We start from the raw sequence: 14909 nt of genomic DNA, 5'->3' as shown, positions 1-14909 counted from the left end.
ATGATCGCCCCGCCCAGCGAAACCTCCGTGCGCGCAGAGGATGCCACCCAGGAGCGCGTCGTGCCGGTGGTCAGTCCCGGGCCGCTGGTTCCGGTGGCCGATTTCGGGCCCACCGACACGATCCGCGGCTGGGTCGTCACCGGCGTGATCACCCTGTTGGCCACGGTGACCCGTTTCCTCAACCTCGGCTCGCCCACCGACGCCGGCACGCCGATCTTCGACGAGAAGCATTACGCGCCCCAGGCCTGGCAGGTGTTGCACAACCACGGCGTGGAGGACAACCCCGGCTTCGGCCTCGTGGTCCATCCCCCAGTGGGCAAGCAATTGATCGCGCTCGGGGAGGCGATCTTCGGCTACGACGGGGTGGGCTGGCGGTTCACCGGCGCGCTGCTGGGTGTGGTCGTGGTCGCGCTGGTGATGCGCATCGTGCGGCGTATCAGCCGCTCGACGCTGGTCGGCGCGATCGCCGGGGTCCTGGTGACCTGCGACGGCGTCAGCTTTGTCGCCGCCCGGACCGCACTGCTCGACGGCTTCCTCACCTTCTTCGTCGTCGCCGCCTTCGGGGCGCTCATCGTCGACCGGGACCAGGTCCGCCGGCGGATGCACGTAGCGCTCATGGCGGGCCGCAACGCTGACACCGTCTGGGGCCCGCGGCTGGGTGTGCGCTGGTGGCGTTTCCTGGCGGGCATCCTGCTCGGATTGGCTTGTGCCACAAAATGGTCGGGGCTCTACTTCGTGGTGTTCTTCGGCGCCATGTCGTTGGCCTTCGACGTGGCGGCGCGACGCCAGTACCAGGTGACCCGGCCGTGGCTCGGGGTGCTGCGGCGCGACTTCCTCCCCACTGCGTACGCGCTGGGCCTGATCCCGTTCGGGGTGTACCTGGCCAGCTATGCGCCGTGGTTCGCCTCCGAGACGGCCATCGACCGGCACGAGGTGGGCCAGTCGATCGGCCCCCACTCCGTGGTGCCCCTGCCCGACGCCATCCGCTCGCTGTGGCATTACACGGCCAAGGCGTTCGAATTCCATGCGGGTCTGACGAATGCCGCCGGCAACTACCACCCGTGGGAATCCAAGCCGTGGAGCTGGCCGATGTCGTTGCGGCCCGTCCTCTATGCCATCGATCAGCAGAATGTGCCCGGATGCGGCGCGCAATCGTGCGTCAAAGCGGAAATGATGGTCGGCACACCCGCCATGTGGTGGTTGGCCGCGCCGGTGCTGGTATACGCGGCGTGGCGGATGCTGGTGCGCCGCGACTGGCGCTACGCGGTGGTGCTGACCGGGTACTGCGCCGGGTGGCTGCCCTGGTTTGCCGACATCGACCGGCAGATGTACTTCTTCTACGCGGCGACGATGGGGCCCTTCCTCACCATGGCCATCGCGTTGATCTGTGGCGACATCCTGTATTCCGCGGGTCCGCGGCTCGCGAAGAACTCCGAGCGGCGCACCCTGGGACTGATCGCCGTCTCCTGCTATCTGGCCCTGGTGGTCACCAACTTTGCGTGGCTGTTTCCGGTGCTCACCGGCCTGCCCATCTCCCAACAGACGTGGAACATGGAGATCTGGCTGCCCAGCTGGCGCTGACGGCGCATGCAGCGCGGCTGCGCGGCTGCGCGGCTGCGCGGCTGTGCGCCGAAATTGCCTGCATGGTCACGGAATTCGCTCATTTGCAGCCCAGGACGCACCCTCGCTGTAAACCGCCGGGCTTGCACCCCTCGACGCGCACCGAAATTGCTGGCATGGTCGCGGATTCGGCTTATCCACAACCCAGGGCGCAATCGGACTGCGATGTCGGAAAAGCCGAGCACCATAACGGCCCATGGCCGAAGTCGTTCTTGGGAGTGAGGCAGTCGCCCGCGGGCAACTGACCCGCGGGCAACTGAGGTGGAATTACCGGCGGATCCATCCGAATGTGTATCTACCGAGAAATGCCCCGAGGTCACTGGGGGTCGACATCGTTGCCGCCTGGCTGTGGTCGGGTCGCCAGGGGATCATTGCGGGGCGCGCCGCCGCCGCACTCCACGGCGCCAAATGGGTCGACGATTTCACCCCGGTAGAGCTCGTCGGGCCCTTCCACCACCCACCGCCGGGCGTCATCATCCGCCGCGAACGCTTGCGTCCAGACGAGGCGGTCGAGCTGAACGGGCTACGTCTCACCAGCCTGGCGCGAACGGCGTTTGACCTCGCCCGACACCTACCGCGCGATGCCGCGGTTGCCAACCTTGACGCGCTCGCCGCGGCCACCGGCCTCATTCGCTCGGACGTCGATCCCCTGATTGCCCGCTACAAAGGCGCGAGGGGCGTGCGCCGCTGCCTGACGGCGCTGGCGCTGATGGACCGGGGTGCCCAATCACCGAAGGAAACCTGGTTGCGGCTCCTCCTCATCGATGCGGGTCTGCCACGGCCAACAACACAAATAAGGATCACCGATGGCCGTCGCGTGGCCTACCTCGATATGGGCTGGGAGCAGCCAATGGTGGCTCTCGAGTACGACGGAGACCACCATAGGACCGATCGGCGCCAGTACCTGAATGACATCCGACGAGCTGAGATGGCCAACCACCTCGGCTGGCAATCGATCAGGGTGGTCAACGAGGACCGGCCCGAGTTCGTCGTGCGACGGGCACGAGAAGCCCTCGCGCGCCGGGCCCGGCCGAGTTTGCCGTGAGGGCTGCCATTTGACGGGGCCCACGACCGCAGGAGCAATTCCGGCGCGCAATGCCGCGAAAACAACGGCTAGGGCAAGGGATCACGGGCCACCGGGCAGGACATGCACCGCGGACCGCCGCGACCGGTGCCGAGTTCCGAGCCGGCAATGGTCAGCACCTCGATCCCGGCCTCCTCGAGACGGGCGTTGGTCTGCACGTTGCGCTCGTAGGCGACCACCACCCCGGGCGCCAGCGCCAGCGTGTTGTTTCCGTCGTCCCACTGCTCGCGTTCGGCGATCAGTGGATCCAGACCGGTGTCGATGACGCGCAGCTTGTCGATGCCCATCGCCCTGGCCGCCGCCTCGAGGAAAGGGGCCTCATCGGAGATGGTCACGCCCGCCGGCGTGCGCTCGATCGTGAACGCCGACAGGGTGTCGACGATGTTGGCGTACATCACGACGGTGTCGGTGTCGACCATCGTGCACACGGTGTCGAGGTGCATCTGCGCGCGTCGCTGGGCGATCGGCACCGCGAGCACCGCGTGCGCAAGGTCGTCGTCAAAAAGGCTGCGCGCCAACGCCTCCGCTCCGGCGGGCGTGGTCCGCTCCCCAACTCCGACGGCGATCACGCCGGGCGCGAGCAGCAGCACGTCGCCCCCCTCGACGGGCGCGGTGCGCGATTCGTAGGCGCGCCGGACGCCGGTGAACCGAGGATGGTGGGCGTAGATGAGGTCGGTCAGGGACGCCTCGCGGGCGCGCGCCCGCAACGCCAGCGTCGGGATCACCACGCGCGGCCCGATCCAGATCGACGAATCGCGGGTGAAGACCAGGTTGGGCAGCGGCTCGATGACGAAATCGCCCCCGTGATGCATCCGAAGCACCAGCGAGACGTCGGTCCGGGTGTCCGCCGGCAGCTCGTTGAACGTCATCCCCGCCATCAGCACCTGAGCCAGCCGGCCCGGGTCCAGGCTGCGCAGGTGGGCCGAAAGCACTTGCGCCAAAGGCACTCCCAGCCGACGTGCGTCCACAGCGGCGGCCACGCCCTGCATCCGCGCGGCCCCGCTGTGGTTGAGCGCCTCGGTCAGCAGATCCGAGAACAACAGCACCTCGACGCCGCGTGAGCGCAGCAGCGAGGCGAACTGGTCGTGCTCGTCCTGCGCGCGCGCCACCCAGGGCAGCCCGTCGAACAACAGTTGGTCGACGTTGCGTGGGTTGAGCCGCCGCAACTCAGCCCCGGGGCGGTGGACGATGACTCCGCGCAGCGCGCCCACTTCGGAATTGGTGCCCAGTTCGACAACGCCCACACCAGAAACGGTAGCCGCTCACGCCGCCCAGCCGTTGATCGAACGGATGTGCGATAAACTGGGCGGCGTGGAGATCGCGGTCCAGGGCTCCCTGTTCCAGCACACCGAGCGCCGGCAGCTCGGAGACGGCGCCTTCATCGAGATGCGCGCCGGCTGGCTGACAGATGCCGACGAGCTGCTCGAGGCCCTGCTTTCGACGGTGCCGTGGCGGGCCGAGCGGCGGCAGATGTACGACCGGGTGGTCGACGTGCCCCGGCTGGTCAGCTTCCACGACCTGGCCGTCGAGGAATCGCCGCACCCGATGTTGGTGCGCCTGCGGCGCCGGCTCAACGACATTTACGCCGGCGAGCTGGGCGAGCCCTTCACCACGATCGGGTTGTGTTGCTACCGCGACGGCGCCGACAGCGTCGCCTGGCACGGTGACACGATCGGCCGCAGCAGCACCGAGGACACCATGGTCGCGATCGTAAGCCTGGGCGCGACCCGAACCTTCGCCATGCGGCGGCGTGGTGGGGGCCCGTCGTTGCGATTGCCGCAGGCCCACGGCGACTTGCTGGTCATGGGCGGGTCATGCCAGCGGACCTGGGAGCATTCCGTGCCCAAGACGTCGGCGCCCACGGGGCCGCGGGTCAGCATCCAGTTCCGGCCCCGCGACGTGCGCTAGTGCGCTGACCGGCACCGCCCGTACCCGATCCGAAATCGGTGAGCGAGTGGACATATCGACGGGGTCGCCCACCGCTCCGCTCGGGAACGTCCAGCCAACCCCTACGTCGGTCAGAGCTCTTGTACTCGAATCCCCCCGGGCGTGGCGTCGCTGGCCCCAATCGGGCGCGACGGGCAAGTTTTTCGGGGGCGACGATGAACAGCGTCTTGCCGTCTTGCTCAATCCATCCGCGTTGGGTGAAGGCCGACAGGGTGAACTACCCCAGGTTTAGTTCCTAGTCGGTCGCGAGGGCCGCGGTTGGCTGGCTCGGTCGTTGTGAGGTGCCGGCAAGGGCGGTCTCGAACTCGGCGGGTGGAACGTAGCCGAGGGCTTCGTGCAGGCGTTCTTGGCTGTACCAGGCCACCCATCGGCCGTCGAGAGTTCGACGTCGTCGATGCATCGCCAGGGTTTGCCGCGGTTGATCAACTCGGTCTTGTAGGCGGCGTTGACGGCCTCGGCGAGGGCGTTGTCGTAACTGTCGCCGCGCGATCCCACCGAGAGCGTGATGCTGAGTTCGACGAGCCGATCAGGATAGGTCAGCGATAGGTACTGACTGGGATCTGCGGTCGGAATGATGCACCAACTCAGATAGATCGGTATTCGACTGCTACACAGCATGATTGAATGCCCGTAACGGGATGGCCTCGGTGCGCATCGTCGCCGAGACAGCCCGGCCGACGATCTTGCGGGTGCACACATCAGTGACGAACGCGGCGTAGCAGAACCCCTGCCACGTCCGCACGAAGGTGATGTCAGCGACCCACAGCCGGTTCGGTGCGCTGGCCTTGAACTGCCGGTTGACCAGACCAGCCGGCCGCTGATCGGCCGGGGCGGTGATCGTGGTGAACACCGGCTTTCCGCGCTGAGCGCCCCGCAGGCCCGCTTTGCGCATTAACCGTCGGGTTTGTTCGCGGCCCAGGTGCCAGCCCTTGCGGTTCATGGCCCGGTGCATCTTGGCACGCCGTAGACCGAGAAGTTCTGCCGGTGCACCGCCCGCAGGTCGGCGATCAGCTGCTCGTCGCGGATTTCACGATCCGATGGTGCCCGGGTCCGCGCGGCCCGATACCCGCGGGACGTGAGAAAGTCCGGAAGAGCTGTCCGCAACACACCGCAGATGAGCTCGACCCGGAATTGATCGCGTAGGTCACAGTCCGCAAAGCTGCGCCAGCCCGCCGAGCGTCGCGCCGCTACACGCCGTCGCGCCCCAGCCGGGGCAACGACATTATTTCCGCGATGCCGCCCCGGCATTCGACAAGCGGCCGCTCGGCCACGCCACTGCACGCCGACATCACGCAACCCCGCTCCGCCGCGCCGTCTCGCATCGAACAAACCTCGCGACGCCCGCCACGGCGCACCGGCATCCGAGTCCGCTCAAGTCGGTCGCCGCATTGACCGTGGGCAAGTCATGCCCACAACTTGAGCGCGAAATCGACCCCGACAACAAGTTGCCCACGGCCGAGTATCCAAGGCTGTATGCTTAGGTGAGTCGATGCAGAAGGGCCGTCAGCAACAGTCATCAGCCACAAGATGGCAGGTCAAGCCGTTGCGCAAGCCTGATCGGCAATGTATCGACAAACATCAGAACAACCGAATGGCCCATCCCGCACACTCCGCCCGCCACGAGGGCTCGTGATTCTAGGCACACGGAAGGCAGCGCCGACATGACCTCGCCCGCCCCAATGAATCCGCCCGAGGTGACGACCTCCGCCACCGACGTCGCCGTCGACAATTACGAACATCGGACCCTCTACGGCCACACGATGCAATATCGCCCCGGTCCCGTCGCGGGGGATCCCGCCGAGATCGGACGTCAGATTCGCCAGGAGTTGGCAGAACGCGCCCAGGCCTAGGCACGCGCAACGCCGCTTAGGGCGATCCACCCGACAGAACTGTCGGTAGGGCAGTCGTCACGATTTGCCGGCCGACGCCCGCCAACTCATCAGCCAGCTTGCCAGCTTGCCCCTCGCTCAGCGTCGACAGAACGGAACGCTTCCGAATCGACGACCACGGCTCAGACCAGAAACGAGTCGACTGCAGCGAAATTACACCCACCTCTACCGACTCGCGAGGATCCGCGCCCGGATAAAAGAAGCTGAATGGCACAGCCCAAGCCGACCCCCACAGCTGCCACGCCGGCTCGACGGGGAAGTCCTCGACAACAAACTGACCACGAAAGGCTGCACGACCGGCCGGAAACCGAGACAATGGCGAAATGTCGGCCGTTCTCTCCACAGACCACGCGTCGCGATACCGGTACACAGACGACCCGACCAGCCGCAATTCGTACGAGTCGTTGCCACGAGAAGCCCGTAAACGAAGCCAGAGAAACAAACCAAACTGCTCCGAGTCGAAATCAGACTGATACTTTCCCAACTCACCCTGGAGCGCCGCCTGCGCTGCGTCTTTCCTGGCGTCGTCGATGACCGTTCGCAACGCGCCACCCCGGACAGTCAGATGCTCGTGCAAGAGATCGCTCAACGCTTCGGCATGCTCGCCAACCGGCATCTCGCTGTTGTCTGCACACCCAATGTTGCGATAACTGTCCCGTAGCGCCCGTATGAGACGAAAGCCATATCGGCTCGACGTTGCCTCGTCGTCTGATTGGTATGCGGCATAGTCACTGAGCGCCAGCGACATCTCATAGATTGCTTGAATCTGCTCACCGTATGACTTGAAGAAAATCGTGTTTACATCAAGAGTGTCCCGCAAGTAACTCGTCCGCAAGACTGCGAATTTCTTCGACGCCATTGCGCGATCCCTTGCCTCGTCCACCGTCGCTGCGTCTGCGGATGACTCGACACTGGGAGCCGCCACCGACAGCATAAAGCACCGCTTTCGGTCGACGCCCGCATGCTTCTTGTTGGAGTTAAAAATATCCCACAAAGGTCCTACCAAATTTGGATCTGTCATGCTAACGCCAATAAACAGTACGTTCGTCTGCTTTAATCGATTCAACATGAATGACTTAATCTGGGGTCCGTGTTCCAAGAAATCGTTCTCGGTCAGGACAATGTTTCCCTTTGCCCTTTCGCCTGGAACAAGAATCCCGTGCAAGTGAAGAACACCCTTTCCCTTCGCCCAAGCAGCGTCGTCGATTCCGCTGCGGAAGTGCGCTGAGTCTACGTTCTGCCCGTATTCCTCCACCTTTTTTTCGAGCAATATATCAAAATTCGTTGTGATAATATCGACTCGATCGCCAAGCGATATACACAAGCGAGCTATCGCATCGGCCAGCCTGCCTGGCTGTGGATCGCGAATAAATTGGGTGTCTCCAGAGCTCTTCAAATACAAAGCCTTAAGTATGACACTCTCGACCGGTAATACTGTTAAACTCTCTGTCAATCGAATGACATACTCCGCTTTACGCATCAGATCGTTGTGGTCAAGGCGCGCTTCTCGTTGCCAATCCTTATCGGGGATTTGCGCAATGATATTGTCGATGAGCCTTGGCCATAAAGGAAGGCCCGCGTCCAACGAGACCCCGGCACCGACAAAGATTGTGAAGCGCTCCTCGCGGTTGGCCAAGGTGTCGAAGAGTAACTTAAGATCATGCTGAGTCGCAAATGAAATAGATGGGTTGGAAAAAAATTTCACAGAGAAATCTGCATTTGTCTGCGCCACCGTTACTTCCTTTGGGCTAATTGTGAACGACTGTCGTCTAGCCGAGTCACATGGCCACTCGCGGACGGGCCACGGGCAGGGCTATTCGCCTCCAGCACCGGCGTCGAGTCTAGCGATTATGCGACGGCCGCGAGACCGCTTTCACATTCGACGCAGCCATTTTGCTCCCGCGCTACACCGCGGAATCAGCGAGCAGACGTCGAGCGGACAACACTCGGCGATAAGCCGCTCCAAGGATTGGTTCACCTGTTCGGCTCCCAACCGGGCCGCGCATGCTCGACCGTGGTCCCAAGCGGCAGCGTCCAGCCCCACGGCGGCCGATGGCTACGCACATCAACCCGTCGGCGCGGCACGAGCCACATATAAGGTCAAGCGTGGCAATTGGGGCTGAGTTCGACCAATCGCCGAGTAGCAGAAAGGGGGGAAAGTCCATGAAATACAGGACGCACCACTAACCGGCTATCCGCGGACCGCGCCAACCGCCTTCACCAGCAGGTCGCGGGCGCGTTGGGTGTCGACCGGGGCGACGGGCTGGTCGGGGATCACCAGCGGGTTGGCGATCACGATGACCTGGTAGTCCCCGAATTGGGCGGAGTAGTCGTAGAGTTCACCAGTACGCGCGCCGCCGGGCACGAGCGCCTGCAGCACCCGGTGCACGCCCAGGGTCTGCGCCCCGTCGATGTGTGGCGCGTCCACCACTTCGATGCCGCCGCGCACCCCCGTTCCGGAGAACGCAACCTTCGCGCAGTCTTTTCCGGGGTCGTTGAACGGCAACGCCTTTGAGGTCTCCACCGCGATGACGACGAAGCGGTTGCCCTTGCCTTCCGCGGACACCGCGGCCATGTTGCCCTGTAGGTCGGGCGGCATGTCCGGCCCCACCGCCGCTTTCGCGCAGTTCGCCGGATCGAAGGTCAGTCCGTCGGGCAACTTCCGGGAGGCCAACAGCTTGGGGTCGATCCCGCGCTCGGTGATGTCGTTGACCTTGAACTCGGGCCCGAAGCTCGACTTGACGGCGGCAACCTTGCCGATGTCGGCTTTCTGCCCGGAAGTGTCCGCACCCGACGAGCAGCCGGCGAGCGCGCACCCGGACGCGACGGCAAGCAGCAGCTTCAACACCGGGGCTAATCTACCCAAGGCACTGGCTCACCCGCGCAACGTGGACACCGTTTTCACGAGCAGATTCGCGGCGAATTGCGAAGGCAGCGCCGGCAGCGCCGAACCCGGGTCCGCGCTCAAGGTGGTGAAGGCGTAGTAAGAACCCAGGTACGCGATGAAGGTGTAGATGCGCGAATCGATTTCGGTTCCGGATTCGACCGATGACCTGATTTCGGCCACCATGCCGACGGTATCGGCGCCATCGACGTGCGGAGCGTCGGTCAGCTGCACGGTGGCGCTGTCGCGGCCGGCGCGCATCGACCACCGCCCGCACGCTGCGACGACGTCGGGCGCCAGGACCACCGGCCCGGGCAAAGTCACCACCACCGCGTTGACGATGCCGCCCGGCCCGGAACCGGACACGCCCTGCGCGGACTGGTCGCGGCCGTCGCCCGGGTCGGCCAGTGTCGCGCATTGGGGCGGATCCGCCGTCGCGCCGGCGGCCAGACTCCAGATCGCCCTCGGCGACACCCCGCCGGGGATGGCGGTGGTCGTCTCGTATCCGGGCGGCAGGTCAGCGACGACGCGCCGGATGTTGGCGGGGTTGACGGCAAAGCCTTGCGGTGGTGGGGATTTCGCGGGGGTGGCGGACGGCCGGGGCGCCGATGCATGGCTGCATGCGGTCACGGCCATCGTCAGCACGAGACATGCCGCCAGGGCAACCCAGGATGGCCGCATCGGGCGTTCATACCACGCGACGCCCGGAATCGACGTCAAGCGCGCCCGGGTCAGCCGACCGCCTCGATCACCTGGCGGGCGACGCGCATGATCTGCTCGGCGGTGTCGTGCCGGAACTTCAGGTCGCGCCTGCGCGGCACGTCGATGACGGTGGTGATGACGCCGACGTCCTCGCGCTCCCAGACGGCGCCGTGGCGATCCATGATGGCGCGCATCGGTGCGTTATCGGAAAGCATTCGGGCCGAGAATCTTTCGACTCCGTCCACGCTGGCCGCAATGGAAAGGGCGTCGATCAGAAAGGACCCGATCCCGCGGCCCTGGTAGGCGTCGGCCACGGTGAAGGCGATCTCGGCGACGGCGGGGTCGGTGTCATCGCGAACGAAGCGCGCGTCGGCCACGGGGTCGCTTCCGTCGGTCACCACCCAGACGAAGTGGTCCACGTAGTCGACCTCGGACAGGTAGTGCATCAGCGCCGGAGTGGGCATCCGAGCCGACATAAAGCGGCGGTACAGCGTCTCGCTAGAGAAGTGAATGTGTCCGTGCACGGTCCGCTCGCTGTCACCCGGGAGCACCGGGCGCAGCATCAGGTGGGTGCCGTCGCGCACCCGGATCGGGATCGGCGTGATGAAGGCGGCGAGCCGCTGGCGCACCGTCCGCAGCAGCCGCGGCATGATCCCGGGAACGTGTACCAGCCGGACGAAGGCGTCACCGTCGCCGACCCAACCGGTCAGCGGCCCGGCGGTGGTCACCGTCGCGGTCCGCGGGATGTCGCGCAGCAGGGCGATCTCGCCGACGATCATGCCGGGCAGGGCCTGCTCGACCACCACCACACCGTCCTCGCCGACGTGGGTGACGGTGGCGATGCCCGACGAGATGAGCAGGAACGACACGGCCCGCTCGCCCTGCTGCATCAGCACCTGGCCGCCCTCGGCGCGCAGGGGTCGAACGGCCGAGGCCAGCGGCGCCAAATCCTCGGTGGGACACCCCTCGAAGATGTCCATCGTCGCCAGCTCTTCGGCCCGGGCGCCGGTCAACTCGGCCATTGCGCCAGCCCGCCGATCATGCAGCAACGGGACGGGTCCGCGCGTCGCGCTGACCGCTGTGCCATGAGCCGCCCGCCTGCGTTGCCGTCGTCTACCGCGCCAGCCACCCGCTCCTGGACACGGTCGGATGTTGCCCAGGTTATGGCGTGTGTTCCGACCCCGGCAAGCGTCGGCCTGCGGCATGATCATCGGGTGGAGCGCAGCCGGAGGCTCAGCGGATGGCATCATTCGCACCCGAGAACGGGGGACAACCGTTAGGCCGCCGCACCCAACAGCCATGGGGCCGAAGAGGATTCACGTCGGCGGTCTGTGGTTCGACGCGCTGACACTGCGCGAGGTGGTCGACGTGGTGTGCGCCGCCTGGGGCGCCGGCCGCGGCGGAACGATCATCCCGGCGAACGTCGACGTCGCCCGCGCGGCCACCCGGGACCCCGCGCTCGCCGAGCTCGTCGCCAGGGGCTCGCTGGTGGTGGCCGACGGGATGCCCCTGGTGTGGGCGGCGCGCCTCGCTGGCCGCCCACTGCCGGAGCGGGTGGCCGGGTCATCGCTGATCTTCGCGTTGAGCGCGGCGGCGGCGGCCGACGGAAAGTCGGTCTACCTTTTCGGCGGAGCCGAAGGGGTGCCGGACACGGCGGCCGGCGCGCTCGCCGCGCGCTCGCCGGACCTGCGTATCGCCGGCACGCTGTCGCCGGCGTTCGGCTTCGACGGGACCCCGGACGGGACCCGCCGGGCGGTCGCCGCCGTGGTGGCCGCTGCGCCGGACCTGGTCTTTGTCGGGCTCGGTTTCCCCAGGCAGGAGCGCTTGATCGAGCAGCTCCGGCGCGAGCTGCCCCACGCCTGGTTTCTCGCCTGCGGCGGTGGCATCGCGATGGCCGCCGGCGTGGTCCGGCGGGCCCCTCCGCTGTTGCAGCGGCTGGGGCTCGAGTGGGCGCACCGGCTGGCGCTCGAGCCGCGCCGGCTCGCCCGTCGATACCTTCGCGACGACCTACCGTTTGCGCTCGCGCTGCTGACCCGCTCGGCGGCGCAACGACTCAGGCGCCCCCGCCGCCCAGGATGAGCCGTACCGCGGCGGCGAGGTCTTCGGCCACTGCGTCGGCTCCCCCGGCGTCCCGGCCGCCGGTGCCCACCAGAACGGTCGCGGTGCCCGCCGCTTTGCCCGCCAGCATGTCGCTGTCGCTGTCGCCGATCATGACCGCCTCGGCCAGGTCCAGCCCGTGCTCGCGCGCCGCCCGCGTCAGCATGCCGGCGAGGGGTTTGCGGCAGTCACACGTGCCCGCCGCGTGCGGACAGTGATAGGCGGCGTCCAGCCGTGCGCCCTCGGCGGCGAGCAGCTCTTGCAGGCGGGCGTGGACGGCGGCGAAACGCGCGAGATCCGCCGACGGCCGCGACAGCCATCGCTGGTTGGTGACCAGAACGGTTCGGACGCCGCGCTGGTTGAGGGCGGCGATCGCCCTCGCCGCGCCGGGCAAGAGGACCAGGTCGGCCGGCGAGGTGATGTATTCACCATCGGGAGCCTTGACGTTGACGGTCCCGTCGCGGTCCAAGAAGACGGTGCGCACCCTCCGCCCGGCGATCGTGGCCATGGGAGGCCGGTCAGGACGGCCGGGCGAACAGCGCCGCTTCGACCATCTCGCAGATCGTGTGGCCCAGGTGCAGGCACGCCTCCTGGACGCGCCCGGTGTCCCCGCTCGGCACCCGGACGCAGATCTCGGCGACCTCGGCCACCTTGCCGCCGCCCGCGCCGGTGAGGGCGACGGCCGTCATCCCGGCCTGCGCGGCGGCCTCGAGGGCGCGCACGACGTTGGGCGAGTTGCCCGACGTGGTGAGCCCGACGACGACGTCGCCGGCACGCCCTGCGGCGAGCACCTGCCGCGCGAACACCTCGTCGTAGGAGTAGTCGTTACCGATCGCGGTCATCGCCGCGGTGGCGTCCGGAAGGCTGAGCGCGGCAAGGCCCGGACGGTCGAAGGCGAAACGGCCCATGAGTTCGGCGGCCAGGTGTCCCGCGTCCTGCGCGGACCCGCCGTTGCCGAAGAAGATGACCTTTCCGCCGGAGCGCAGGGACTCGATCATCCGCCGCGCGATCTCGACCGTCTGCGTTGCGAAGGGGCCCGACAGCATCTGCTGCTTGACCGCGATCGTCTCCGCCAATCGTTTCTCGACCAGCTCCGCGCTCGGGGCGACGACGTCCGAGCCGCTCATGCCAGCCATGTCGTCAACCCCTTGCTTTCGAAGGCGAACTCGGTGATGGTGGCCCCGGCCACCTCCAGGGCCTCGATCAGGCGGTGTTTCTTGGCGAAGTCGCAGAACAGCAGGATGTAGCCGCCGCCACCGGCGCCGGTGAGCTTGCCGCCCAACGCGCCGTTGCGCGTGGCCAGCTCGTAGAGCTCGTCGATGCGCCCGTTCGTGATGTACGGGGACATGCGCTTCTTCTGGGTCCAGGCCTCACCCAGCAGGGCGCCGAACTCGCTCAACTTGCCCGTGAGCAGGGCCGCCTTCATGGCAACCGCCAGCTCCTTCTGAGCCCGCAGGCCCGCCAGTGTGTCGCCAGCGCCCGCTGTGGCGCGGCGCGTTTGGTCCTCGATCACGCGCGCGGAATCCCGGGTGATGCCCGTGAAGCAGAGCAGGAGGCTGAGTTCGAGCTCGAAGGCGATCTCGTCGCGGATGCGCAGCGGGTTGACGATCACCCGATCGGTGAACTCGATGAAGTTGAAGCCGCCGAACGTCGCCGCGTAGAGGTCCTGCATGCCGCCGGTGATGCCCAGGTCTTCGCGCTCGATGGCGCAGGCCAGCTGGGCGGTCTCGTACTCCCCCATGGGCACGCCGTAGTGCTCGGCGAGCAGACCCGTCAGGGCGACCATCATCGTCGATGACGAACCCAGCCCCGACCCGGGCGGCGCGCTCGACCGCAGCACCAGGTCGTAGCCGTCGGTGCCGTCGCGGCCGAACCTGCGCACGGCGGCCTTGATCAGGTCGAGGCTGCCGTCGTAGAGGATCTCGCTGTCGAGGGTCATCTCGTGGGTGGTCTTGAAGTCCACCGACTCGATCGTGACCATGCGATCGGTGCGCGGAGTGAGGGAACCCTGGGCGTAGCGGTCGATGGTCGCCGAGAGGACACAGCCGCCCTCGGTCGACGGGAAAGGAGGTACGTCCGTGCCGCCGCCCGCAAACGATATCCGCAGCGGCGCACGCGCCCGTATCCGTGGACGTGTCATGCGGCTCTCTTTCGGCGCGGTTTGCCCAGTGACGTCGATGGGACCGCGCCCGCGACGCGCAAACCCCATTGTCGATGCGTCATCGTCCAGGGCGGATCCGGCACAGAATAGCAGGCCGACCAGCAAACATAGGCGGATCTTTTCGGCTGAGCGGGCCGCACGGATCGCCGTCGCAATCCGCGTCTACGGCGTGTCGGTCGCACCGCGCTGACGAATCGTATTGCCGCGGCGGATCCGACGTCTTCGCCCCGCTGCAGCGCCGGCAATGCCGCGGCGCTGAACAGCTCGCTGATGCCAAGCACCCCGTGCCATGAGTCATTGGTTCGGGTGTAGTCTTCGCTCCTGTTTCCGAGCGTGGGCCCTATGGACGAAAAGTGTTGGTGGTTTATACTTTTCCCCCACGTTCGACGTGTTCACAGCGGGATGCACGGCCGAAGATGCTGGTGCACTAGGTGAATTCAACTGATCGTCGCAACACCTCGAAGTGTGGAGGTGTCCGATGGGCAGGCCTGAGGGATGGATGATTACGGTGACGGGGCGGCCGGC

14 protein-coding genes are annotated in these 14909 nt (G+C 66.5%); 5 read left to right on the top strand and 9 right to left on the bottom strand.

The window, feature by feature from the left end; all coding sequences use genetic code 11:
* Together SKC42_RS22970 and SKC42_RS22965 are read left to right on the top strand one after the other, a co-directional pair.
* Nucleotides 1-1581 carry a dolichyl-phosphate-mannose--protein mannosyltransferase gene (locus SKC42_RS22970; RefSeq protein WP_330966559.1) on the top strand — a complete coding sequence of 527 codons (1581 nt, stop codon included), beginning with the start codon at nucleotides 1-3 and terminating at the stop codon, nucleotides 1579-1581.
* A gap of 235 nt (nucleotides 1582-1816) precedes the next feature.
* Nucleotides 1817-2665: a hypothetical protein gene (locus SKC42_RS22965; RefSeq protein ID WP_330966558.1), complete on the top strand. Its 849-nt coding sequence runs from the start codon at nucleotides 1817-1819 to the stop codon at nucleotides 2663-2665.
* Nucleotides 2666-2733: 68 nt separating this feature from the next.
* Here SKC42_RS22965 and arcA read toward each other — a convergent pair whose 3' ends face one another.
* Nucleotides 2734-3948: an arginine deiminase gene (gene arcA, locus SKC42_RS22960; protein ID WP_330966557.1), complete on the bottom strand. Its 1215-nt coding sequence runs from the start codon at nucleotides 3946-3948 to the stop codon at nucleotides 2734-2736.
* Between the two features lie 67 nt (nucleotides 3949-4015).
* Here arcA and SKC42_RS22955 point away from each other — a divergent pair, with 67 nt between their 5' ends.
* The gene (locus SKC42_RS22955) at nucleotides 4016-4612 is read left to right on the top strand and encodes an alpha-ketoglutarate-dependent dioxygenase AlkB (protein ID WP_330966556.1); all 597 of its coding nucleotides are present in this window, start codon (nucleotides 4016-4018) and stop codon (nucleotides 4610-4612) included.
* Nucleotides 4613-5258: 646 nt separating this feature from the next.
* On the opposite strand, the gene SKC42_RS22950 is transcribed toward SKC42_RS22955, so the two are convergent.
* A complete protein-coding gene (locus tag SKC42_RS22950) occupies nucleotides 5259-5591 on the bottom strand; it encodes a DDE-type integrase/transposase/recombinase (RefSeq protein WP_330966555.1) in 333 nt (110 codons plus the stop codon).
* A gap of 721 nt (nucleotides 5592-6312) precedes the next feature.
* Here SKC42_RS22950 and SKC42_RS22945 point away from each other — a divergent pair.
* Nucleotides 6313-6501: a hypothetical protein gene (locus SKC42_RS22945; RefSeq protein WP_330966554.1), complete on the top strand. Its 189-nt coding sequence runs from the start codon at nucleotides 6313-6315 to the stop codon at nucleotides 6499-6501.
* A 16-nt stretch (nucleotides 6502-6517) separates the two neighbouring features.
* Here SKC42_RS22945 and SKC42_RS22940 read toward each other — a convergent pair whose 3' ends face one another.
* The 4 genes from SKC42_RS22940 to SKC42_RS22925 form a co-directional block, all read right to left on the bottom strand.
* Nucleotides 6518-8272 carry an SIR2 family protein gene (locus SKC42_RS22940; RefSeq protein WP_330966553.1) on the bottom strand — a complete coding sequence of 585 codons (1755 nt, stop codon included), beginning with the start codon at nucleotides 8270-8272 and terminating at the stop codon, nucleotides 6518-6520.
* Nucleotides 8273-8731: 459 nt separating this feature from the next.
* Entirely contained in the window at nucleotides 8732-9388 is a 657-nt protein-coding gene (locus SKC42_RS22935; protein WP_330966552.1) for a DUF5642 family protein, read from the bottom strand.
* A 27-nt stretch (nucleotides 9389-9415) separates the two neighbouring features.
* On the bottom strand, nucleotides 9416-10105 hold the full coding sequence (locus SKC42_RS22930; RefSeq protein WP_330966551.1) for a DUF5642 family protein: 690 nt from the start codon (nucleotides 10103-10105) through the stop codon (nucleotides 9416-9418).
* Between the two features lie 50 nt (nucleotides 10106-10155).
* Nucleotides 10156-11148 (bottom strand): GNAT family N-acetyltransferase, encoded by a 993-nt coding sequence (locus tag SKC42_RS22925; protein ID WP_330966550.1) that lies wholly within the window; start codon nucleotides 11146-11148, stop codon nucleotides 10156-10158.
* Nucleotides 11149-11425: 277 nt separating this feature from the next.
* On the opposite strand from SKC42_RS22925, the gene SKC42_RS22920 reads away from it, so the two are divergent.
* Nucleotides 11426-12205, top strand: a complete 780-nt coding sequence (locus tag SKC42_RS22920) for a WecB/TagA/CpsF family glycosyltransferase (RefSeq protein ID WP_330966549.1) — start codon at nucleotides 11426-11428, stop codon at nucleotides 12203-12205.
* On the opposite strand, the gene SKC42_RS22915 is transcribed toward SKC42_RS22920, so the two are convergent.
* From SKC42_RS22915 to SKC42_RS22905, 3 genes are read right to left on the bottom strand one after another with little or no spacing between them, the layout of a single operon-like run.
* The gene (locus SKC42_RS22915) at nucleotides 12180-12731 is read right to left on the bottom strand and encodes a D-glycero-alpha-D-manno-heptose-1,7-bisphosphate 7-phosphatase (protein WP_330966548.1); all 552 of its coding nucleotides are present in this window, start codon (nucleotides 12729-12731) and stop codon (nucleotides 12180-12182) included. The two genes, SKC42_RS22920 and SKC42_RS22915, sit on opposite strands and share 26 nt — an antisense overlap.
* Before the next feature lie 10 nt (nucleotides 12732-12741).
* On the bottom strand, nucleotides 12742-13359 hold the full coding sequence (locus SKC42_RS22910) for a D-sedoheptulose-7-phosphate isomerase (RefSeq protein WP_330966547.1): 618 nt from the start codon (nucleotides 13357-13359) through the stop codon (nucleotides 12742-12744).
* Nucleotides 13347-14363, bottom strand: a complete 1017-nt coding sequence (locus SKC42_RS22905) for a GHMP family kinase ATP-binding protein (protein WP_330966546.1) — start codon at nucleotides 14361-14363, stop codon at nucleotides 13347-13349. The genes SKC42_RS22910 and SKC42_RS22905 overlap by 13 nt, the downstream gene beginning before the upstream one ends.
* Nucleotides 14364-14909 lie beyond the last annotated feature (546 nt).

Source organism: Mycobacterium sp. 050134, assembly GCF_036409085.1.
Classification (GTDB): domain Bacteria; phylum Actinomycetota; class Actinomycetes; order Mycobacteriales; family Mycobacteriaceae; genus Mycobacterium.
Note: the sequence above shows the minus strand (reverse complement) of the source record. Positions and strands in the feature narration are given on the sequence as shown.

Bases quoted from the DNA above. Each gene is read 5' to 3' on its own strand.
- SKC42_RS22970 (WP_330966559.1), top strand. From the start codon at position 1: ATGATCGCCCCGCCCAGCGAAACCTCCGTGCGCGCAGAGGATGCCACC.
- SKC42_RS22965 (WP_330966558.1), top strand. From the start codon at position 1,817: ATGGCCGAAGTCGTTCTTGGGAGTGAGGCAGTCGCCCGCGGGCAACTG.
- SKC42_RS22950 (WP_330966555.1), bottom strand. From the start codon at position 5,591: ATGAACCGCAAGGGCTGGCACCTGGGCCGCGAACAAACCCGACGGTTA.
- SKC42_RS22945 (WP_330966554.1), top strand. From the start codon at position 6,313: ATGACCTCGCCCGCCCCAATGAATCCGCCCGAGGTGACGACCTCCGCC.
- SKC42_RS22930 (WP_330966551.1), bottom strand. From the start codon at position 10,105: ATGCGGCCATCCTGGGTTGCCCTGGCGGCATGTCTCGTGCTGACGATG.
- SKC42_RS22925 (WP_330966550.1), bottom strand. From the start codon at position 11,148: ATGGCCGAGTTGACCGGCGCCCGGGCCGAAGAGCTGGCGACGATGGAC.
- SKC42_RS22920 (WP_330966549.1), top strand. From the start codon at position 11,426: ATGGGGCCGAAGAGGATTCACGTCGGCGGTCTGTGGTTCGACGCGCTG.
- SKC42_RS22915 (WP_330966548.1), bottom strand. From the start codon at position 12,731: ATGGCCACGATCGCCGGGCGGAGGGTGCGCACCGTCTTCTTGGACCGC.
- SKC42_RS22910 (WP_330966547.1), bottom strand. From the start codon at position 13,359: ATGGCTGGCATGAGCGGCTCGGACGTCGTCGCCCCGAGCGCGGAGCTG.
- SKC42_RS22905 (WP_330966546.1), bottom strand. From the start codon at position 14,363: ATGACACGTCCACGGATACGGGCGCGTGCGCCGCTGCGGATATCGTTT.